The sequence below is a fragment of the Peptacetobacter sp. AB845 genome (genome assembly GCF_047528295.1).
In the GTDB taxonomy this organism is placed as follows: Bacteria; Bacillota; Clostridia; order Peptostreptococcales; family Peptostreptococcaceae; genus Peptacetobacter.
The window spans coordinates 1,616,567-1,638,639 of record NZ_CP180001.1; the positions used below are offsets into that span (position 1 = coordinate 1,616,567).

Consider the following 22,073-nt stretch of genomic DNA (forward strand, 5'->3'; position numbering starts at 1 on the left):
AAAAATTTCACAATAGGTATTTATATTAATATTAAGGGGGCTTTTAAAATGATAGTAGCTGAAAGAATATCAAAACTTCGTGCTCTTATGGAACAGAATGGAATAGATGCATATATAGTTCCAACAGCAGATTTCCATCAGAGTGAAAACGCAGGAGAATACTTCAAATGTAGAGAATATATATCAGGATTTGACGGTTCTTATGGGACTGTTATGATTGCAAAGGATGAAGCTGGACTTTGGACTGATGGTAGATATTGGACTCAGGCTGAAAAACAGCTAGAAGGAAGTGGAATTTCTTTATTCCATATGTTTGAAGATGGTGTTCTAACTATGGAAGAATATCTTGCACAGATAGTTCCAGAAAATGGTAAAGTAGCATTTGATGGACGTGTTGTATCTATGGAAGAAGGACAGGATTTAGAAAAAGCTCTTGCTCCTAAAAATATATCAATAGAATACTCATGCGATTTAGTAGGAGATGTTTGGGAAGATAGACCTGAAATATCTAAAGAACCAGTATTTGTACTTGATGAAAAATATACAGGAGAAAGTGTAGCTTCTAAGCTTGAAAGAGTTAGAAATGTTATGAAAGAAAATGGAGCTACAGCACATATAATAGCATCTTTAGATGATGTTTGTTGGCTAACTAATATGAGAGGAAATGACGTTGTTTATTATCCATTAATATTCTCATATGCATTAGTAAAACTTGATGGCATGGATTTATTTATAGATGAAAATAAATTAAATGACGAAGCAAAAGCACTTCTTGCTGAAAATAATATAACAGTTCGTCCATATAATGATATATATGAAGAAGTTAAAAATCTTAAATCTGGTGAAAGTGTTATGATTGACCCAATGAAGTTAAACTATGCACTTTACAATAATATACCAGAAGGCGTTGAAAAAATAGAACATCAGAATCCAACTATACTTATGAAAGCTATGAAAAATGAAGTTGAGCTTAAAAATATAAAAAATGCTCATATAAAAGATGGTATAGCTGTTACAAAATTAATGCATTGGATGAAAACTAATGTAGGTAAGATAAAAATAACTGAAATGAGTGCAGCTAGAAAGCTTGAAGAATTCAGAAAAGAACAGGAAGGATATATAAGAGATAGTTTTGAGCCAATATGTGCTTATAAAGATCATGCAGCTATGATGCACTATGCTCCAACTGATGAATCAGATGTTGAAGTACTTCCAGAACATTTATTCTTAACAGATACTGGTGGAGGATACATGGAAGGTTCTACAGATATAACAAGAACATTTGTAATGGGACCAGTTGCTGATGAATTAAAAACTCATTTCACAGCAGTTGTTAGAGGTATGATGAATTTATCAAGAGCTAAATTCTTATACGGATGCTTTGGATATAACTTAGATGCAATAGCAAGAGGACCAATTTGGGATTTAGATATAGACTTTAAATGTGGTACAGGACATGGTGTAGGATACCTTCTTAATATACATGAACCACCAACAGGATTCAGATGGCAGATAGTTAAATCTAAAAACGAACACCATAAATTTGAAGAAGGTATGGTTTTAACTAATGAACCTGGTGTATACGTTGAAGGATCTCATGGTATAAGAATAGAAAATGAGATGATAGTAACTAAGGGAGAAAAGAATGAGTTTGGACAGTTTATGCACTTCGAAACTATAACATTTGCTCCAATAGATTTAGACGGTATAAATCCAGATGAAATGACTAAGTTTGAGAGAGAATGGTTGAATAATTACCATGCTCAGGTATTTGAAAAAATAGGACCACATCTAACTGAAGAAGAAAGAGAATGGTTAAAAGAATACACTAGAGCTATATAATTGAATAAATATTGGGATGTCGCGGTGTATTGCAACATCCCTTTTTATCTTTTGTTAATCGTAAATAACACAAAGAAAAAGACTAGTTGAACTTCGCGCCAGGCTTCGACGGCTCGCTTTGATTATGTAACACATTTAAAAGTTGCGAGCCGTCTGTAGATTGTTGCGGCGTTTCAAACTAGTCTTTTTCTTTATAAGATATTAAAATTATTATACAAAAGATAAAAAGTGATGTTAAAAAATACAAATGCGAAATCCATATTTTATTTCAATTATATAGCTCTATTTGTATTTAAAAATGGAGAAGTTGGGGTAGTTTGTTGATAGGATTTGTGTAAACTGGTTATAAACTATTGGTAGAGTAGTGTAAACTACAGGTTGGTTGAGTATATTTATCTGTGTATGGTATGATTTTATCATAATATAAGAGGAGGGTATGTATATGAATAAGCAGAGTTTTGGTGAGATGATTTCATCGTTGAGAAAAGATAGAGGAATGACACAATTAGATTTAGCTAAGAAGATGGGAGTTACTGATAAAGCGGTTTCTAAGTGGGAAAGAGATTTGTCGTTTCCTGATATAAATTCGATTCCAAAGTTAGCAGAGATTTTTGAGGTTTCTGTGGATGAGTTAATGCAAGTAAAATCAGATGTTGGTGCTGGAGAAGAGGAAGTTGTAAATGAAAGTAAGTCTGAAGAGGTTATGGATGTGGCGCCAAAAGGAATTGGGCTTGCTATGGGGATTGCAGTAACTGTTTTGGCTGTATTAGGAGAGTTGAAAACAAATACTGCATTTATTATGTTGGGAATAGGATTGACGAGTGTATCAATCTCTTTGTTGAAAAATAAAAACTAAAATAACTTACTTATATATTTTTTTACTAACAATTTTATTTTTATTTAAAGATAGAAATAACAGAATAAAGTTTATATTAGATTGTCGCAATTTCTTTTGTGTGACAATCTTTTTTATTTGTAATCAGATTTGTAATCAGTTTAATAACGGGTAAAAGAAAAGACTAGTTTAAATTTAAGCGACAATTCCACAAGCGCCTCGTACCTATAAATGTGTTACATAAAAGGGCGAGGCGCTGAGGACTGGAGCAAAATTTAACTAGTCTTTTTCTTTGTGTTATTCAGTTATTTCTTCTGCTTTATCTAGTTCCCAGTTCCAAGGTTTTTTCTTTATTAATCCGTCTGCATAAGGGATAAACATAGATATTAGTGTAAATACCGCTAGAAGCTGCTGATACCATAAGAATGGGAATAGTTCAAGTGGGCTAACTGCACCTGCTGTTAAGCTTCCTGCAAGCAATATCTGTGCTCCATAAGGGATGAATCCCTGGAATATACAAGTCCATATATCTAGTAGTGAAGCCGATTTTCTTGGATCCACTTTGTATTTTCTACTAAGTTCTTTAGCTATTGGCCCAGTTATTATTATTGCAACAGTGTTGTTTGCAACTGCCATGTCAGTAGCTGCAGCTATTGCAGATATACCAATCTGAGCTGATTTTTCACTTTTGACAACAGACTGAATTTTTTCTAGTATCCACTGAAGTCCGCCGTGCTGAGTAACCATGTGTGCTAGACCGCCAGTAAACATTGAAAGTAGGAATATTTCGTTCATTCCTGTAAATCCTGCATATATGTTCTGAGCAAAAGTAAGAGGAGTTAAATCCCCATAAGCCATACCAACTATACCAGCTACAACTGTTCCAACACCTAGAGTAAGGAATACATTAAACCCTGATATAGCAAGTCCAAGCACTAATATATAAGGTATAACCTTAACTAAATTGTAATCTAATTTCTGTATAGGAACTATAGTTTCTGGTTTACCAAATACTATTAAAAGTACAAATGTAAGAACCGCTGCAGGTAAAGCTATGTAGAAGTTTACCTTAAATTTGTCTTTTAGCTCGCAATTCTGAGTTCTAGTTGCAGCGATTGTTGTATCTGATATTACAGATAAGTTGTCGCCAAACATTGCACCACCTATGATTGCAGCAACTATAAGTGTCATATTCAACCCAGCCTTTTCTGCTGTTGCAATTGCTATAGGAGCAACAGTACTTATTGTCCCCATTGATGTTCCTGTTGCTACAGAAATAAAAGCAGATATTACGAACAGGCCAGCAGTTATGTACTGAGCTGGGATAAATGATAATCCAAGATTGACAGTAGAATCAACACCTCCCATTGATTTTGCAACTGTTGCAAATGCACCTGCGAATAAGTATATAAAACACATTATAAGGATGTTTTCATTTCCGCATCCTTTTGCAAATTGAGAGAATTTTTCTTCTATACTTCCTTTAAATATAATAAACGCTACAACAACACCCACGATTATCGCAACTGGGGCCGGTAGCTGGTAAAATGCCATCTCTGTTCCTGAAAATTCTAATATGATACCTACACCAAGATATAGAAATATAAATACAGCAAAGGGAATAAGGGCTTTACCACTAGGTTTGATTTTTTCGTTTTTATCCATGTTACCTGTTTTTACCTCCTTTGTAATTATGAAATTTCGACAATATTATAAAATAAAACTACATATATTATTTTAATTATACACTATTATTATAAATTTTTTCAATATAAATGTTAAGTTAATAAAGATTTGATAAAAAATATCTATATTATATTAAAAAAATAAACTTTAGCATAAAAATTAAAGTAAAAGATAAATAGATTTCAATTATATAATAAAGAAGTATTGTATCGTATATCAAAAAAAGTTATTATAAAAACAAGAGGTGATAAAAATGCGTTTAACTAACGAATATAAAACAGAGTTAGCTTCTAGGATGTCCTTAGATGATAACGGATTAGATATATTTATTGTAGAGGACGATTTTGTATTGGCTAAAGAAATAAAACTTCGGTTAGAAAAGTATGGATACACAGCACAAACTGTAACAGATCTTCAAAATATAACTAATGAAGTCCTTGTAGCAAATCCAAAACTAATTTTAATGGATATAAACCTTCCATATAAAGACGGATTTCAGTGGTGCAATGAGATAAGAAGATTTTTAAAAGTACCGATTATATTCATATCTTCAAGAAATAGTGATATGGATATAATAATGTCGATAAATATGGGAGGGGACGATTACATAGTTAAGCCTTTTTCAATACAACTTCTGATTGCAAAGGTACAGGCTGTTTTTAGAAGAGCTTATTCTTATAATCTTACTGGAGATAAGGAGATAATAAAAGTAGGAGAAATTACTCTAAATATAGCAGATGGAACTGTTTCAAAGGACGGAAAAGTTGTAGAGCTTAGTAGAAATGAGTTTAAAATTTTACATATACTTATGCAAAATGCAGGAAGTATCGTAAGTAGAGATGAAATAATGGATGCACTTTGGAGTACTGATGAATTTATAGGCGAAAATACTTTAACTGTCAATGTTACTAGACTTAGAAACAAGCTAAAATCATTGGGATTAGATGATTATATAAAGACTAGAAAAGGTCAAGGATATATAATAGAGGACTTGTAAGAGGAAAAATATGAAAATAAAAGATTATTTAAAAAGTAATAAAATTTATATATTTATCTATCTGTTGTTTATAGCTATATTTAACCTAAATGTATACATAGATCCAGGAATAAAAATAGCCAATGAGAGTTTAATATATCTAAATTTACTATTTTTACTTATTTTAATTGTATTAGGGGGATATGATTTTTTAAAAAAGAAGAATGAGTTTGATAGAATTTTAGATACTATACGAACAATAGATAGTATAGATGTAGAAGAAGAATTTAAAAAAGGATTAGATAAAAGTTTGATTTCTCGGATAAAGGAAGAGCATACTTATTGGATGAATAAAATGGATAAAATAGAAAATGAGCTAAAGGATGCAAATGACTATATGACAGATTGGATTCATCAGGTAAAAATCCCTATTTCTATTTTAGAAATAATGTCTAAAAGAATAGATGATGCCGATATTTCTAAAAATGTAAACAGAGAAATAAAAAGGATAGATTCACTTGTAGAGCAGGCATTGTATATAATAAGGTCTGGAGAGTATAGCTCAGACTTTTCTATTGAAGATGTAGATATAGATAAAATTATAAGAGGTGTGATAAAGAAAAATAGATATTTATTTATATACAATAAGCTTGAAATAGATATTGAGAATTCAGGGTTTTCAGTGTATACAGATAGAAAATGGATTGCTCATATTATAGAGCTTATAATAGATAATGCATGTAAATATTCTCATGAAGGTGGTAAAATAGAGATTTTTCCAGAGCAGCGTGAAAAATCAAAGGTTATACACATAAAAGACTATGGAGAAGGAATAGATAAAGTTGATTTGGATAGGATTTTTGAAAAGGGATTTACAGGAAAAAATGGAAGAAATAGATTCAAATCAACAGGAATGGGTCTTTATATTTCTAAAAAAATCCTTACTGCACTTGGAGATGATATAGAGGTAAACTCTGTAGAAGGCGAATTTTGTGATGTTTCTATAATATTCAATAAAGAACACGATTTTTTCGATGTGGTAAGATAAGTTAAATTTTAAAAATAGAAATATTTAATACAATTATAGATAAAAATGATTATATATCATATATACGGGTATTTACCAAGTAATCAATCAAAAGATGGGGGATACAATATTATGAGTATATATGATTATAAAGTGAAAGATATAGACGGAAATGACGTCGAGATGGAAGAATTTAGAGGAAAGACACTTCTTATTTTAAATTCAGCTACAAATTGAGGCTTCACTAAACAGTATGAAGCTCTGGAAGAGCTTTACAAAAAATATAAAGATGAAGGATTTGAAATACTAGACTTTCCGAGTGACCAGTTTGGACAGACTCCAGGAACTAATGCAGAAGTAAAGCAGTTTGGAATCGATAAATATGGAATAACATTTAGGCAGTTTTCTAAAATAGAGGTAAATGGTGAAAATGAAGAACCTTTATTTACATATTTAAAAGGACGGAAAACAGGCCTAGGTGGGAAAAACATTAAATGGAACTTTACTAAATTCTTAGTAGATAAAGATGGAAATATAATAGATAGATTCCCTCCAATGATGAAACCAGAAAAATTAGAAAAGAAAATAAAAAATTTATTAAAATAGAATAATTCACATAAAATAAAATAGAATAATTCACATAAAAAAGGGAGGTATCATGAAAGATACTCTCCCTTTTTAAATTGGTTATTTAAGTATTTTAGTTCATTGAAAGCAAAATTGATTATTATTAAGTATTTATTACTATCAAAACATATTTAAATTATTTTACTTCTGAATACTTCATAACTGTATATTTTAAAAACTCATTAAATTTATTGTATTCTTCATCCAATAAATCTCTATCAAAGCTCATGATTTTTAAACTATGCCCATCAAATCCCTTACGATAAGGAGGATGGATGTGATTGAATTGTTGAAGTTTAAAGCCTAAATTTGAATAGAATTTTAATCTTTTTATAGAAACCTCATCTATAGGTTCGTCTATTTCAAGAATAGTATTTGGATTATCTTTACAGAATTCTGTAAGTATTTTAGAACCGTAGTTTTTACCTCTTAATTCTGGAGAAATTGCTAGATGTTCAATATAGACAAATTCACTACCTTTAAAATCATATTTCCAATAGAATAATAGTCCTACTAAAGTATCCTCTTCGCATATTATATCTGCGTGGTAGTTGTTGCGTTCAAATACCTCATCTTGATCCTTTAACACTCTCTGTTCAAAAATTGGGAAACTACACTTATATATTTTCATAGTTTCGTCAAAGTATTTGTCATTTTTTGATTTTAATCTTATAAACTTCATCAAATCACCTCTTAATTTATAGCATTTAATAAATTATATAATATTACTTGATAAATTTTTTGTAAAGGGTAATTGAAATAATATTACCTAATAACTTTTTAGTAAAGAGTGATTGAAATAATATTACTTAATAACCCTTTTGTAAAGTCTTATTGCTATAATAGCTGCCACAAATTCCGCTATTGGGAATGTAATCCAAACACCTGTAAGTCCCATTGATTTAACAAGTATTAAAGAAAGTGGAACTATTATAATAAGCTGTCTAAATATTGATATTAATAAAGAATAGAATCCCTTACCTAATGCTTCAAATACACCACTCATAGTTATTCCAACGAATGAGAATGCAAATCCAAGTGAAAGTATTTTAAGCCCAGGTATACCGAATCCTAAAAGTTCATCTGTTGCACTGAACATAACTAATAAATCTTTTGTAAATAGGTTAAAAGCTATAGTTCCTGAAATTAAAATAGTTGCAGAGAATATCATAGCGTATTTTATTGTTTTTAAAACTCTATCTTTAAGTTCTGCACCATGATTATAGCTTACTATAGGTCTCATTCCCTGAATTATACCAGTTACAGGCATATTTACGAATGTCTGTAGTTTGTAGTATATACCGAAGAATGCTATACCTGCCTGTGATACAGATGCTAGTATTCCATTAAGTATTGATACTAATATTGAAGGAAGAGACATCATAACACCTGAAGGAAGTGCAACTTTATATAAATCTGATATAAGTTTGAAATTAACTTTTAAATGATGTCTTTTTATTTTTACAGGAGACTGCTTTAAGAATAGGATAACCGCAAGTGTAGCAGCGCAGAACTGTCCTATTATTGTAGCTACAGCAGCTCCTAAAACACCCATCTGTGGAGCACCAAACATACCAAATATTAAAATAGGGTCTAATATTATATTAACTATTGCTCCAAATCCTTGTAAAAACATTGGAACAACCATGTTCCCATTTGACTGGAATATTTTTTCAAATAATATATGGAATAATGATCCAAATGTAAGAGTTATAACAACTGTTCCGTACTGTATCGCATAGTTTATAACTTCTGGATCATTTGTAAACATTGAGAAGAATGGTCTAAGCCCAAATAAACCTATTAATACGAATAATAATGAATGAACTATTGTAAGAATTATTCCCTGTCCAGCATAGCAATCGGCCTTTTCCATATTTCCTGCACCCATATTTATGGCTATATTTGCATTTACCGCAACACCGAGTCCAACACCAAAAGATAGTGAAAGATTCTGAAGTGGGAATGCTAAACTTACTGCTGTAAGTGCATTCTGACTTATCTGTGCCACGAAAATACTATCTACTATATTGTAAAGTGATTGTATAAGCATTGAAATCATAGGCGGAACTGCCATAGAAATCAATAAAGGAACAACACTTCTATCTGTCATCGGATTATACGACGACGGTTTTGAATTACTTATTTTTTCTATACTTTCCATTAAAAAACCTCCCCTTAAAAAATTAACTGCAATAAAAAAAAGCTATAGACGTACTGTTTATTCTCAGAAACAGCAAAATCTATAGCCCAATTGGCAAAAATATATATTTTTAATTCACAACTATTAGTTATTTTATAATATAAAAACAAACTCGTCAATAAAAACTTCTACTACAAATGTTTTCCTATAAAAAACAAATTTAAAAAATTATTATGCTTTAAAAGATTTACCAAAGATAAACCTCATCCAGGCAGTTTCAATATTATAAAACTGAAATGGTATATATGTGTCATAGCCAGCGACAATACAACTTGATTGTCTGGAGCGGATATGACACATATATACCATTTTACGAGCAAACCTTACGAAATTGTAACATTAGATGCCGTATTTTGTAAGGTAAATCGATTTTTAGATTTAAAAAAAAATTATAGAATAAATACATAAAGAAAAACATATGAGAGGGGGAAAATCTTATGAGGAATGTAATATTTATAATTTCAATGATTCTATTATTTCTAACATTACTTATCGGACTAGAAAGTATATTTACAGGTGGATTTCAAGGACTATTAAAAAAATCAAAGATTATAATTCCATTAATGATAGGTTATGTGGTTTTATATTCAGTTTATATTTTTAACATATAGTTTGAAGTGTATTTTTAATAAATATATTGTATTATAAATTTAAGATGGAAGGAGAAAAAATGATTAAAGCAGAAAAATTAAAAAAGGAATTTAGAGTACATGGAAACGTGTTTAAAATACTAGAAGATATAGATATTGAGATAAACGACGGAGAATTTATTGCAATAATGGGGCCATCAGGTGCTGGAAAGTCTACTCTTCTAAACATATTATCTACAATAGAAAGGCCAACTTCTGGAAGTGTAAAATACGATGGCAAGGAAGTATTTAACATGAAGAACAAGGAGATTTCAAAGTTTAGAAAGGATAATATAGGTTTCATATTCCAAGATTACAACCTTATAGATTCAATGTCTATAGAGGATAATATAGCATTGCCAATGGTTATTTCAGGAGAAAATTATAAAAAAATAGAAAAAGAAGTAGAAAAATATGCGAACTTTTTCAATTTAAATCCTCAATTAAAAAAATATCCTATAGAGTTGTCAGGAGGGCAGAAGCAGAAAGTTGCAGCTGCTAGGGCATTGATAAGTGATCCAAAAGTAATATTTGCTGATGAGCCAACAGGAGCATTAGATTCTAAATCATCTGTAGAACTTTTAAATTGCTTTAAAAAAATGAATGACGAGCTAGGAAAGACTATAGTAATGGTAACTCATGATTCATTTGCAGCAAGTTATGCAAAAAAGGTTCTATTTATAAAAGATGGAAAGATAAATATGCAGTTAAATAGTAGTGGAAATAGAAAAGAATTTTTCGATAGCATAATGACAGTACTTTCTTCAACAGGGGGTGCGGTTAATGAGATTGTTTAAAATATCTTTAAAAAACATAAAATACAACATAAAAAACTACGGAATGTACATATTTTCAATGGTTTTCTGTATAGCAATATTCTACAATTTCATGTCTATAGGCAGCAGTGAACAGCTTGAAGCAATGAGAGATTTTAGAACTTTTAATGCACTTGTAGGTATATGTACATTTGTTTTAGTTATATTTTTCATAGCATTTATCAGATATTCGACAGGATTCTTTGTTCAACAGAGGAAAAAAGAATTCGGAATATATACATTCATGGGAATTGAAAATAGAAAAATAGCTCTATTATTTGCACAAGAAGGGCTATTGATAGGTTTGTTATCGCTTTTTATGGGAACTCTTTTGGGAATGATTACCAATAGAATGTTTATAATGGCGATAATGAAAATTTCTGAATCAAAAAATGCAATTAGTTTTGAAATATCTCAAGCTGCGATAATATACACATTAGCGATTTTTGGCGTTATTCTAATGTACTCATTCTTTAGAGAGTATAGAGCACTTGTAAAAACTGATATAGCAGAACTTGTAAAAGGTGCAAAAATTAAGCAAGATTATGTTGTAAAAAGCTCAGTTACTAGATTTTTATTAGGAGTAGTAGGTGTTGTGATTCTATTTTCAGGATATTATGTAGGTGTCTATTATGATAAGTTGAATATGATAATGATGTTTGCAGTAATAATTGCTCCGATACTTGTAATAATTGGGTTAAAGCTAGTTTGTTCTGGGTTCTTGACTGAAATTTTTGCAAGGATAACAAAGCATAAAAAGATAAAATACAAGGGAACTAATATAGTAAGTTTGAATAGTATCGCATTTAGCATAGTTGAGAACAATAAAATAATGTCCCTTACATCTATCTTAATAGTTTGTTGTATAACAGCTCTTTCAGCAGGACTCACTATGAATAATATATTTAAAAATATGAAAGAAACTGATTTTCCATACAGTATATCTTGTATAGCTTATAATAATCAGGATGAGGAACTTTTCAAAAGAGCGTTAGAAGAAGATAAATCAAATGTCAAAGAGCAGGTAAAGATTAAATATATGAGATCTTTGGCAGACGCATTTTCAACATATCCAGGATACAATGATATAAGTGTTGTGAAATACTCTGATTATGAACGTGTGAAAGCGTTGAAGGGAAAAGATATTCAGAAAAATATGGAGATAAAAGAGCCAAAATCTGGAGAAGCAGTATTTTTAAAAACTCCTAGAAGTATGGGAATTGAATCAAGAGAAAAATTTAAGATTTTAGATATGGAATTTAGGAAAAAAGGTATGGTAATAAATCATATATTTGCATCTCCTGATGAGGGATTTGGATATATAGTTTCTGATGAGGACTATGAAAAACTATCTCATAAAAAATTGTCAGAAGACATGATAAAAGAAATATCTATAATAAAAGATGAAGAAAAATTCTTAAAAAGCTTAGATGCAGCTAAAACACAGAAAGACTTAGAAGTAACATTTTTAGCCGCAAATACTAAGGAATTTACAGAAACTCAGAAGATAAGTAGTTATATAAGGGATAATGGAAATTTAGAATTTGTAGCTGCAGAAGATTTTGATTATAAAAATTACACATTCTATAATTTAGTTGGATTTATTTCTCTATTTATGGCAATTGTGTTCATAATTTCTACAGGGGCTATTCTATACTTTAAGTATATGGTTGGAGCAGTTGAGGATAAGAAAAAATTCTCTATTCTTAGAAAGATTGGAGTAGGAGAAGATTTTGTCAAGAAATCTGTGATAAAGCAGACAGCTATATTCTTTATGATTCCGTATGTATTTGGAATTGGAAGTGGAATTGTTGCAGGGCAGTCGATTCAGAAGGTCTTTGCTTTAGAAAGTAGCTTGCCGATTTCAAATCCACCGACATTGATTGCAATTGCGGTGTTTACGGTTGTGTATTTTGCTTATTATGTTTGTGCAGTTAGGAAGTATCTAGTAGAGATTAAGTAAAATCTTCTTTGGGGGATTTTGATAGCAGTTATTCCCCTTCCAGGCTTCGGCGACTCGATACAAATTTTTTAAAAATATAAAATAAAGTATAATAAAAGTAACATGGATGGGAAAGTATATATATGAAGATTATAATAGTTTAATTGACACACGTGTTAATACGTATTATAATCTAATTAAGGTGAAAACCTTAATAGTTAGCTATGAAGGGTAGGTAAATATTATGCCTATGACACCTAGAGAGATGATTGCTCATCTCAAAAAATCGGGTTTTGTGGTCGTCAGTCAAAATGGATCTCATGTAAAATTGAGAAATTATAAAACTGGAAAACAGACTATAGTACCCTATCACTCTAAATCTTTGAAAAAAGGTTTAGAAACACAAATTTTAAAACAGGCAGGGCTTAAATAGCCCTGTCGAGTTTAAATGGAGGATTTGTTTATGAAAAAATTATATTATCCAGCAGTGTTTCATATAGCAGAAGAAGGCGGATTTTGGATAACTTTTCCTGATATTCCAGAGTGTATGAGTGAAGGAGATAATCTAGAAGAAGCCTATAAAATGGCAAACGATGCATTGGGGTTAGCAATTACATCACGTATGGAAGATAGAGAAGAAATACCCACACCTTCACAAATAACTAGTATAGATTTATCAGAAAATAAGGATGAGTTTGTCGCGATTATAGAATTTGATTTGGATGAGTATAGAAAAAAACATAGTTCTAGATCAGTAAAGAAAACTCTAACAATACCTGAATGGCTTAATAAAGAAGCCACTGATATGGGACTTAATTTTTCTAAGATACTTCAAGAAGCGTTGATAAGGGAAATAAATGAAAGGGCATAGTTTTTAATTATGTCCTTTTAAAGTTTAATTATAATTATTTTATAAGCATTTTATTTCTTTATTACAAAAATTTTCTTCTTATAAGATAATATGAAATTAATATAAATTAAATTACAAATTTGTATCTTAAATTTTATATTTTTTAAAGATATTTCAGATATTATTACAAAATTTTAACTTGATAAAAATTTATAAAAGTTTTATAATAAAAATATATTCTTAGAAGAAATACTAAAAGTGTTTAAAATGTAAAGTTTTGGGAATATAATATAGTAACAAGAGATTTGAGAAAGAGGGCGAGCAACAATGATGATATTACCAATAGCTATACTAGCAGTGGTAGCAGTTTATGGACTTTCAGTTCTATCATATATATCAGAAGAAAATAATTAATAATGAGAATATATAAAGAAACCTCCAGTGAATAGCTGGAGGTTTTTTGCGTTATAAATAAATTTTAATAATTTTAGAGAAAAATTTTAAAGTGAATAAAAACAATTAGAAATATCATTAAATTATAAGTTTGATGATGAAATTTAATTGTAATAAATAAGAAATTATTATGAACAAAAAGTTGAAAAATATAAATTATTTGCTATAATATAGGTATAAATAATTTAGTATCAAAAGGGGAGTTGACAGTTATGTTATTTGTTTGGGAAAATAATTACAGACAGACAGACAGACAGACAGACAGACAGACAGACAGACAGACAGACAGACAGACAGACAGACAGACAGAGTGATTTAATGCCTGTATCTTTTGATGCAAAAAATATAAAATTGATTATAAGCACAGAGAGATTATATTCTAAAGGAATATAGTTTTTTCTGTGCTTTTTTTGTTGAAAAAATGGGAGGGAAAAGATATGAATAAAAGAAAAATGACATCTATAGCATTGGTAGCAGCGGTGGCTATATCTACTGTTCAGTTAGCTTATCCAACCAATGTTTTTGCACACGAGCAGGTTAATGAAACAAGAATTGAAAATGTAAGAGAAGTAGAAAATAATACTAATGAAGTATCAAGAAGTTCTCAGAAATTTGAGGTATCAACAGAAGAAGAATTAAGAGATGCCATAAAAAATGCAAAGGGTACAGTAGATAACCCAGCAGTTATAACAGTAATTAAGGATATTATATTAACTAATAATCTTATTATACCTGAAAATAAGAATATAGTATTACAAGGAATAAATGAAAAAACATCTATTAAATTATCTGAGGATGTAAAATTACCAACAGAATTACAATCTTCAAAAGATTATGGTATGGTTTCACTAGAACCAACTGAAGACGAATACGGAGTAAATGGAACATTTGGAAAATCATCTGTTATAATTAAAAATTTAACTATAGATGGTAACAAAAAAGCTCGTCTATTTTATTCAGGAGTTGGAAATGATATAACATTAGAAAATGGAGCTACATTACAAAATGGATATGCTTATCATCCAGAAGTTAAGCCAAATGAAAATAAAGCAGGGCATGATGGTGGAGCAATAAGACTTGTAAAGCATAGTAATCTAACAGTAAATGGAGCAAAATTAATAAATAATGAATCAACTAGATATGGTGGTGCAATATTCTGTTATGCAAGCGGTGCCAATATAACTATAAATGATGCATACATAGCAAATAATAAAAGCTTTTGGGGTGGCGGAGGAATCGCTAGTTATAATGGAAGCCTTAATCTTAAAGGTGGTATAATAACAAACAATATTGGTGGGGATTCTGGCGGTATACACGTAGGAGCTGGATCTAAAACTTATATGTCAGGGAATGTTAAAGTATATAATAACTCAAGTAGACTTCCAAATTCAACTAAAGGGATATACGATATTTATGTAGATGATAAAATTTTATTGAATGATAAATTTACGGGAATTGCAAACTTTATAAGAAGAGGTGGTAATAATAACGATATTTCAAAAGTAGGTGATATATGGGTATCTGGAGATAATTATAAAATTACACAAGAAGATGCTAGTCATATAGATATTTTAGAAGAAAATAAAATGCTTAATCTTGATTTAGAAAAGAATAATTTAGTAGTATGTAATGCAGTTAAGGTTACATTTAATTCAAATATAGGAGAAAATTCAGAAGAAAAAATTCAGAAAGTAGCTAAAAATAATAAAGGAGGAACATCTCTTAAAACAGCTTTATTAAAAAATACATTCACTAGAGACGGATATATATTCTTAGGTTGGGCTACTAAGGCAGATGGTGATGTTGTATATAAAGATGGAGATAGTATTAGTACAGATGAAGAAGTAACACTATATGCTAAATGGCAGAAAGCAGTTGCATCTGTAAATGGAGTAAATTATCCTGATTTACAATCTGCAATAAAAGCAGCTAATGAGAAAGATACAGTAAAATTATTATCTGATATAGAAGTAGATGAATGGAATGAAATAGCAAATATAAAAGGAATAACAATAGATGGGCAAGGGAAAAAAATAATAGTAAATAAAAAAATAAATGCATCAGAACATGATTCATTATTAAAATCTAGTGGTGGAAATAAATTTTTAAATTTAACTATAGATTTAAGTAATGTTGAAAGTAATAATCATAATGTTGGAATATGGCTAAATAATAATGATGAAGTAGAAAAAGTTAATATTATAGGTAAAAAAGGATTTACTTGGGGATTTTTAGTAGATAGTGATTGTAAAAAATTAACTATAAAAGATTCTAGTGTAAAAGATTGTTATCATGGAATATATTTTGCAGAAGGAGCATATGATAATAATACAAATATATTAATACAAAATACTACTTTTGATAGTTGTGAATATGCTTCTATACTTAGACCAACAGGTATTGTATTTAAAGAAAATACTGTTGAAGGTAGTAAATTAAATATAATGAATGACAAAACTGTTATTCAGGAAAATACATTTAAGAAAGATGAAAATAAATCAAGTAGAGTAAAATTCTATACAGAAGGAAACAATAAAACATTTAAATATAATAAAATTGAAACTTCAAAAGATGGTGATGTAGGAGCAACAGTAGAATTTGAAAATGGAGTTAATGAAGTAGACCTTAGTAAAAACTTCTGGGGAGATAAAGAGCCTCAAACTGATAAAATATTTAAGGGATTAGATAAAGTTAAAGTAGAAAAAATGTTGGGATATTATTTTAAAACAGAAGAGGAACTTAAAGATTATTTAGATAAAGATGAAAACCCATCTATTCCAAGTGTTCCATCTGTACCAAGTACTCCATCTAAACCTTCAAAACCAGTATACACTCACAAAGAAGTAATTGGAGCAAACAGATACGAAACAGCAGCAAAAGTTGCAGACGAACTAGGTTCATACGACAACGTAGTACTTGTAAATGCAACATCTACAATGTCTGACGGTCTAGCAGCTTCAGGTCTTGCAGGAAAAGAAAACGGAGCAATACTATTAACTAAAAAAGATTCAATACCTAAAGCAACAATGGATAGAATCAAAAAAGTTAAAAAAGTATACATAATAGGTGGAGAAAATGCAATAAGCCAGAAAGTTGCAAATCAGATAACAGCTGCAAACATAAAAGTTGAAAGAATCGGTGGAAAAAATAGAGTTGAAACATCAGAATTAGTAGCTGAAAAATTAGGCAACTACTCAAATGCATTCATAGTTAATGGATTCAAAGGTGAAGCAGATGCTATGTCAGCTTCAGCAATAGCAGCTAGATACGAAGCTCCTATACTATTAACTAATGGAAAAACTTCAACTCATGCTAAAAAATCTGGCGTTGAATACTACGTTGTTGGTGGAACTTCTGTAGTTAATAAATCAATAGCAGATAAATACAATGCAGAAAGATTAGCAGGAAAAGATAGATATGCAACAAATAGAGAAGTTATAGATGAATTCTACTCAGGATCAGATAAATTATACCTAGCAAATGGAGAAACTTTAGTTGATGCATTAACAGCTTCAACAATAGCTAAAAACCATGGTATAGTTTTAGTAAATGAAAAATCTGACAAGAGTATATTAAAAGATAAAAATACTGTTCAAGTTGGTGGAATGAACTTCGATATAGACTTCGAATAATAAAAGAGTTAAAGTAAAAAATTATAATTAAAATAAAAAGAACTGCGTAGGGATATACTCCAACGTGGTTCTTTTTAATTGCTAAGAATTATTTAGCTTATATAAAGTATTGTTTATCCTATATAAATTATTGTAAATTATTACTTAATATTGATTACAACAAAATAATTATTGTTTATTATTATTTAATATTGTTTTTTATTAAAATTCATGCCATAATAATAATTGAAAAGAGGTGATCAATTTGCTACAACAAGAAAGACATAATCAAATAATCGCAAAATTAAACTTAGACGGAAAAGTTAGAGTAAAAGAATTAAGCCAAGACTTTGGCGTGACAGAGGACTGTATAAGAAAAGATTTAACTATATTAGAAAAAGCAGGAAAGTTGAAGAGAATACATGGTGGAGCGACAACAGTTAGAACAAATCCCCATGTAATCAATGTCAGCGATCGTAAGGATGTTTACGCTGAAGAAAAAAAAGAAATCGCATTAAAAGCAGTTGAGATGATTAAACCAGGAACAACCATTTTCTTGGGGGTATCTACAATCACTTTGGAGATTGCAAAATTAATATATCAGAAAGATTTAAATATAACAGTTGTTACAAATATGATAGATATAATGAATGTATTTACTCAGGAATGCAACACAAAGCTGTTCTTTTTAGCAGGAGTGTTGAATGAGGCAAAGGACGGATTTATAGGAGCATTTACAATAGAGCAGATTAAAAAGTTTAAATTCGATTTAGCATTTATCGGCGTTGTAGGGATTGATTTGCACGAAGAAGAGGTGACTACATATTCTGTAGACGACGGTATAACTAAAAAAGAAGTGATAAATTCTAGTAGAAGATGCTATATTTTAGCGGAAACTGCAAAACTAAACCTTGAGGGGAATTATGTATTTGCGGATTTAGAAGATTTAACAGGATATATATTTGAAAAGAAATTGGATTTAGAAGATGAGAAAAAGTTAGAAGAAAAAGGATTAGAAATTATTTAAAAGATTATAAATTTATTTAAAGAGTTATAAGTTATTTATTTAAGATGTTATAAATCTAGTTTAATAATTAGAAATTAATTGTATAGAGGTGGAAGATGAGCAATTTAATTCAAGGAAAATTTGATAATTTAATTCAGACAAAGAGAATAGATATTTTAAAAGAGAAGATGTTAGATGCACCGAGATACGCATCTATTGAACAGGCACGAATAATTACGAGAATTTACAAGGAAAACGAAGAACTATCTACTCCCCAAAAAAGAGCTTTATCACTTAAAGCAGCACTTGAAGAGTTAGAAATCGGTGTTGAAAAAGAGGAGTTAATTGTAGGGAATAGAACAAAGGGAGTTAGATATGGGGTTGTTTTCCCAGAAAGTGGATGCTCTTGGGTTAATAAGGAGTTTGAAACACTTCCAACTAGACCACAGGATAAATTCTTGGTAAAGGAAGAAGATATTAAAGAATTTAGAGAAAGCATCTATCCATATTGGAACGGAAAGTCTATGGAGGATGTTATCAAAAATAACTACGGTAAAGAGATAAATGCGATGGCGAAGGTTGTAAAGATAAATCAGAAAGACCACGCACAAGGTCATATTTGCCCAGATTCTGAGCTTTGGTTAAAATTAGGGCCTCAGGGATTAATTGATAAGGCTAAAGAAAAAATGGCAAAATGTGAAGAAAATCAGAAAGAGTTTTATGAATGTACGATTCTTGTATTAGAAGGTGCTAAAAACTTTATGATGAGATACCACGATTATATTTTAAATATGATAAATAATTGTGGGGATGATAAAATAGAGGACGAATATAAAGAATCTTTAAGAAAAGTTGCAGAAATTTGTAAAAATCTTTCAGAAAGACCTCCTAAAACATTCCATGAAGCAGTTCAGTCATTATGGTTCTTATTTACGATTTTACACATGGAGTCAAATGCTTCTTCATTCTCTCCAGGAAGAATGGATCAGTATTTATACCCTTACTATAAAGAAGATATTGAAAAAGGTATCATATCTGAACAGGATGCACTAGAAATAATTGAGTGCTTATGGCTAAAATTCAACCAGATTGTTTATTTAAGAAATCAGCACAGTGCAAAATATTTTGCTGGATTCCCAATAGGATTCAACATAGCAATCGGTGGAGTTGATGAAAATGGAGATGATATTTACAACAATTTATCGTTATTAATATTAAAGGCTCAGTATCATTTAGGACTTCCTCAACCAAATTTATCAGTTAGACTTAATAAAAACACATCGCATGAATTAATGCAGGAATCTATAAAAGTTGTCGCTAAAGGAAGTGGTATGCCGCAGTTCTTCAATGACGAGTCTATAATAAAGGCAATGATAAATCTTGGAATTGAAGAAAAAGATGCAAGAAATTATGCAATTGTAGGTTGTGTTGAGCTTACTACACATGGAAACAACTTAGGTTGGTCTGATGCAGCGATGTTCAATTTAAACAAGGCACTAGAATTAACTTTAAATGAAGGAAAATGTCTACTAACTGGTGAACAGATTGGACTAAACTTAGGTAAATTAGAGGATTATAAGACATTTGAAGATTTAGAGGAAGCTTTTAAAAAGCAGATAGATTATTTCATAGATGAGATGATGAAAGCAGAGGTTGTGGTGGAAAAAGCTCATCAGGATTGTCTACCTTCTGCATTTTTATCTACAGTTATAGACGATTGCTTAGAAAAAGGGCTAGATGTTACTAGAGGTGGTGCAAAATACAACCTTTCTGGAATACAGATGATTCAGGTAGCAAATCTTGCCGACTCATTAGCTGCGATTAAAGAGCTAGTCTATGATGAAGAGATGATTTCAAAAGAAGAGTTACTTCAGGCTTTAAGAGATGATTTTAAAGGACACGAAATCACTCAGACAATGTTGTTAAACAAAGCACCTAAATACGGAAATGATGTAAAATGGGTTGACGATTTAGGTACAAAATGGGCAGGATATTTTAGAGAAAGAATGAATGATTACACAAATTATCGTGGTGGAGCATATCACACAGGAATGTATACCGTTTCTGCACACGTACCAATGGGAGAAAATGTTGGAGCATCTCCAGACGGAAGAAATGCACTTACTCCACTTGCGGACGGTGGTATGTCACCTGTGTATGGAAGAGATATTGCAGGGCCGACAGCAGTTTTAAAATCTATATCGAGAATATCAAACGATTATACTACAAACGGTGGACTATTAAATATGAAATTTTTACCAGAATTTTTCAAAACAGAAACAGGAATGATGAAGTTCGAAAACTTTTTAAGAGCTTTTGTAGATTTAGAAGTCCCTCATATTCAGTTCAATGTTGTGAGAAGAGAGGATTTATTAGATGCGAAAGTTCATCCAGAAAGACATAAATCGCTTACAATTCGTGTTGCAGGATATACAGCTTATTTTGTTGAATTAGCAGGAAAATTACAGGATGAGATAATTGAAAGGACAGCTTATGAAGAAATCTAATGAAAAGCTAGAATTGAATGAAGAAGTAAAAATTAATGAAAAAATAGAGGATTCTAGAAAAGCATTGGTATTTGATGTTAAGAGATTTGCTGTTCACGACGGTGCTGGACTTAGAACAACGGTATTTTTTAAAGGATGCCCATTGAGATGTAAGTGGTGTCAAAATCCTGAAGGGTTATCGGCAAAGAAAAGACCGATATACTTCAAAAATAGCTGTATTCATTGTAGAATATGCGAAAAAGTTTCTGAAAAAAATCAACTTGAATATAGAGATGATAGACCGTATTTTAACCTAGATTATGCTGGAAATTTTGATAAGTTAGTAAAAATGTGTCCGTCTGGAGCAATAAGATATGATAGTGAAGAGTATGGAATTGAAGAGTTAGTCGAAAAGATAAAGGAAGATCAGGTATTCTTTAGAAATGATGGTGGGGTTACTTTTTCTGGTGGAGAGCCTTTAATGCAGGGAGAGTTTTTGGTTGAGGTGTTAAAGCGTTGTAAGGAAGAAGGAATACATACAGCCATTGAAACTACTATGTACGCTCCATTTGAGATTATTGAAAAAGTACTTCCATATTTGGATTTGATATATATAGATTTAAAAGTATTTGACGAAAATAAACACAAAGAATTTACAGGTGTATCGTCAAAAGTTATAAAGGAACATATAAAATATGTGCTTGAAAGCGAGCATAGAGATAAAGTGATAATAAGAACTCCACTTATACCAACTATGACAGCTACTGATGAAAATGTAAGAAGCATAGCAGAATTTTTGGTGGGGGCTTATCCAGAGGTTAGGTATGAGTTATTAAACTACAATCCACTTGCTCCATCAAAGTATGAACTTGTCGACTTGGAGTATGGACTCGATGAGAATTATAAAATGTTTAGCAAAGATGAGATGCAGCATTTTTATGATATTGTCGAGCAGAGTGGATTGAAGAATTTAATTACAGAATAAATAATATTAACATTTTATATTAAATATGATATAATTTATTATATGAACACATTATTAAGATATAAAATTGTTAGGGAGTTGACGGATATGCTAAATGTTT

The 22,073-nt window shown here is 30.4% G+C and carries 16 protein-coding genes and 1 pseudogene; 14 read left to right on the forward strand and 3 right to left on the reverse strand.

What is annotated here, in order from left to right; genetic code table 11:
- Positions 1 to 48 precede the first annotated feature (48 nt).
- Positions 49 to 1,842, forward strand: a complete 1,794-nt coding sequence (locus ACK2WO_RS07660; protein ID WP_414697312.1) for an aminopeptidase P family protein — start codon at positions 49 to 51, stop codon at positions 1,840 to 1,842.
- Positions 1,843 to 2,284: 442 nt separating this feature from the next.
- A complete protein-coding gene (locus ACK2WO_RS07665) occupies positions 2,285 to 2,698 on the forward strand; it encodes a helix-turn-helix domain-containing protein (protein WP_414697313.1) in 414 nt (137 codons plus the stop codon).
- A 276-nt stretch (positions 2,699 to 2,974) separates the two neighbouring features.
- On the opposite strand, the gene ACK2WO_RS07670 is transcribed toward ACK2WO_RS07665, so the two are convergent.
- Positions 2,975 to 4,342 carry a Na+/H+ antiporter NhaC family protein gene (locus tag ACK2WO_RS07670; protein ID WP_414697314.1) on the reverse strand — a complete coding sequence of 456 codons (1,368 nt, stop codon included), beginning with the start codon at positions 4,340 to 4,342 and terminating at the stop codon, positions 2,975 to 2,977.
- Between the two features lie 274 nt (positions 4,343 to 4,616).
- On the opposite strand from ACK2WO_RS07670, the gene ACK2WO_RS07675 reads away from it, so the two are divergent.
- From ACK2WO_RS07675 to ACK2WO_RS07685, 3 genes and pseudogenes are all read left to right on the forward strand, one after another.
- On the forward strand, positions 4,617 to 5,360 hold the full coding sequence (locus tag ACK2WO_RS07675) for a response regulator transcription factor (protein ID WP_414697315.1): 744 nt from the start codon (positions 4,617 to 4,619) through the stop codon (positions 5,358 to 5,360).
- A gap of 10 nt (positions 5,361 to 5,370) precedes the next feature.
- Positions 5,371 to 6,387 (forward strand): sensor histidine kinase, encoded by a 1,017-nt coding sequence (locus ACK2WO_RS07680; RefSeq protein ID WP_414697316.1) that lies wholly within the window; start codon positions 5,371 to 5,373, stop codon positions 6,385 to 6,387.
- A gap of 228 nt (positions 6,388 to 6,615) precedes the next feature.
- Positions 6,616 to 6,972: pseudogene (locus ACK2WO_RS07685) on the forward strand (glutathione peroxidase); the annotation flags it as partial.
- A 157-nt stretch (positions 6,973 to 7,129) separates the two neighbouring features.
- Here the strand turns inward: ACK2WO_RS07685 and ACK2WO_RS07690 are convergent.
- A complete protein-coding gene (locus ACK2WO_RS07690; RefSeq protein WP_414697317.1) occupies positions 7,130 to 7,675 on the reverse strand; it encodes a GNAT family N-acetyltransferase in 546 nt (181 codons plus the stop codon).
- A 123-nt stretch (positions 7,676 to 7,798) separates the two neighbouring features.
- Positions 7,799 to 9,157, reverse strand: a complete 1,359-nt coding sequence (locus ACK2WO_RS07695) for an MATE family efflux transporter (protein WP_414697318.1) — start codon at positions 9,155 to 9,157, stop codon at positions 7,799 to 7,801.
- 476 nt (positions 9,158 to 9,633) lie between these two features.
- Here ACK2WO_RS07695 and ACK2WO_RS07700 point away from each other — a divergent pair, with 476 nt between their 5' ends.
- The 9 genes from ACK2WO_RS07700 to ACK2WO_RS07740 all read left to right on the forward strand — a co-directional run bounded on the left by ACK2WO_RS07700 (position 9,634) and on the right by ACK2WO_RS07740 (position 21,973).
- Positions 9,634 to 9,807: a hypothetical protein gene (locus ACK2WO_RS07700; RefSeq protein WP_300529583.1), complete on the forward strand. Its 174-nt coding sequence runs from the start codon at positions 9,634 to 9,636 to the stop codon at positions 9,805 to 9,807.
- 59 nt (positions 9,808 to 9,866) lie between these two features.
- The gene (locus ACK2WO_RS07705) at positions 9,867 to 10,622 is read left to right on the forward strand and encodes an ABC transporter ATP-binding protein (protein ID WP_414697319.1); all 756 of its coding nucleotides are present in this window, start codon (positions 9,867 to 9,869) and stop codon (positions 10,620 to 10,622) included.
- Positions 10,609 to 12,603: an FtsX-like permease family protein gene (locus tag ACK2WO_RS07710; protein ID WP_414697320.1), complete on the forward strand. Its 1,995-nt coding sequence runs from the start codon at positions 10,609 to 10,611 to the stop codon at positions 12,601 to 12,603. The genes ACK2WO_RS07705 and ACK2WO_RS07710 overlap by 14 nt, the downstream gene beginning before the upstream one ends.
- A gap of 244 nt (positions 12,604 to 12,847) precedes the next feature.
- Positions 12,848 to 13,015, forward strand: a complete 168-nt coding sequence (locus ACK2WO_RS07715; RefSeq protein WP_330360542.1) for a type II toxin-antitoxin system HicA family toxin — start codon at positions 12,848 to 12,850, stop codon at positions 13,013 to 13,015.
- A 30-nt stretch (positions 13,016 to 13,045) separates the two neighbouring features.
- Positions 13,046 to 13,453: a type II toxin-antitoxin system HicB family antitoxin gene (locus ACK2WO_RS07720; protein ID WP_414697321.1), complete on the forward strand. Its 408-nt coding sequence runs from the start codon at positions 13,046 to 13,048 to the stop codon at positions 13,451 to 13,453.
- 869 nt (positions 13,454 to 14,322) lie between these two features.
- Positions 14,323 to 17,517, forward strand: coding sequence for a cell wall-binding repeat-containing protein (locus ACK2WO_RS07725; protein WP_414697322.1), 3,195 nt, complete (start codon positions 14,323 to 14,325; stop codon positions 17,515 to 17,517).
- Between the two features lie 235 nt (positions 17,518 to 17,752).
- Positions 17,753 to 18,523, forward strand: coding sequence for a DeoR/GlpR family DNA-binding transcription regulator (locus ACK2WO_RS07730; RefSeq protein ID WP_414697323.1), 771 nt, complete (start codon positions 17,753 to 17,755; stop codon positions 18,521 to 18,523).
- Between the two features lie 95 nt (positions 18,524 to 18,618).
- Positions 18,619 to 21,009: a glycyl radical protein gene (locus ACK2WO_RS07735; RefSeq protein WP_414697324.1), complete on the forward strand. Its 2,391-nt coding sequence runs from the start codon at positions 18,619 to 18,621 to the stop codon at positions 21,007 to 21,009.
- Entirely contained in the window at positions 20,981 to 21,973 is a 993-nt protein-coding gene (locus ACK2WO_RS07740; protein WP_414697325.1) for a glycyl-radical enzyme activating protein, read from the forward strand. The genes ACK2WO_RS07735 and ACK2WO_RS07740 overlap by 29 nt, the downstream gene beginning before the upstream one ends.
- Positions 21,974 to 22,073: the final 100 nt, after the last annotated feature.

Excerpts from the sequence above, each read along its gene's own strand:
- ACK2WO_RS07720 (WP_414697321.1), top strand. The coding sequence starts at position 13,046 with ATGAAAAAATTATATTATCCAGCAGTGTTTCATATAGCAGAAGAAGGC.
- ACK2WO_RS07705 (WP_414697319.1), top strand. The coding sequence starts at position 9,867 with ATGATTAAAGCAGAAAAATTAAAAAAGGAATTTAGAGTACATGGAAAC.
- ACK2WO_RS07665 (WP_414697313.1), top strand. The coding sequence starts at position 2,285 with ATGAATAAGCAGAGTTTTGGTGAGATGATTTCATCGTTGAGAAAAGAT.
- ACK2WO_RS07660 (WP_414697312.1), top strand. The coding sequence starts at position 49 with ATGATAGTAGCTGAAAGAATATCAAAACTTCGTGCTCTTATGGAACAG.
- ACK2WO_RS07725 (WP_414697322.1), top strand. The coding sequence starts at position 14,323 with ATGAATAAAAGAAAAATGACATCTATAGCATTGGTAGCAGCGGTGGCT.
- ACK2WO_RS07675 (WP_414697315.1), top strand. The coding sequence starts at position 4,617 with ATGCGTTTAACTAACGAATATAAAACAGAGTTAGCTTCTAGGATGTCC.
- ACK2WO_RS07715 (WP_330360542.1), top strand. The coding sequence starts at position 12,848 with ATGATTGCTCATCTCAAAAAATCGGGTTTTGTGGTCGTCAGTCAAAAT.
- ACK2WO_RS07700 (WP_300529583.1), top strand. The coding sequence starts at position 9,634 with ATGAGGAATGTAATATTTATAATTTCAATGATTCTATTATTTCTAACA.
- ACK2WO_RS07670 (WP_414697314.1), bottom strand. The coding sequence starts at position 4,342 with ATGGATAAAAACGAAAAAATCAAACCTAGTGGTAAAGCCCTTATTCCC.
- ACK2WO_RS07690 (WP_414697317.1), bottom strand. The coding sequence starts at position 7,675 with ATGAAGTTTATAAGATTAAAATCAAAAAATGACAAATACTTTGACGAA.
- ACK2WO_RS07680 (WP_414697316.1), top strand. The coding sequence starts at position 5,371 with ATGAAAATAAAAGATTATTTAAAAAGTAATAAAATTTATATATTTATC.
- ACK2WO_RS07695 (WP_414697318.1), bottom strand. The coding sequence starts at position 9,157 with ATGGAAAGTATAGAAAAAATAAGTAATTCAAAACCGTCGTCGTATAAT.
- ACK2WO_RS07710 (WP_414697320.1), top strand. The coding sequence starts at position 10,609 with ATGAGATTGTTTAAAATATCTTTAAAAAACATAAAATACAACATAAAA.
- ACK2WO_RS07735 (WP_414697324.1), top strand. The coding sequence starts at position 18,619 with ATGAGCAATTTAATTCAAGGAAAATTTGATAATTTAATTCAGACAAAG.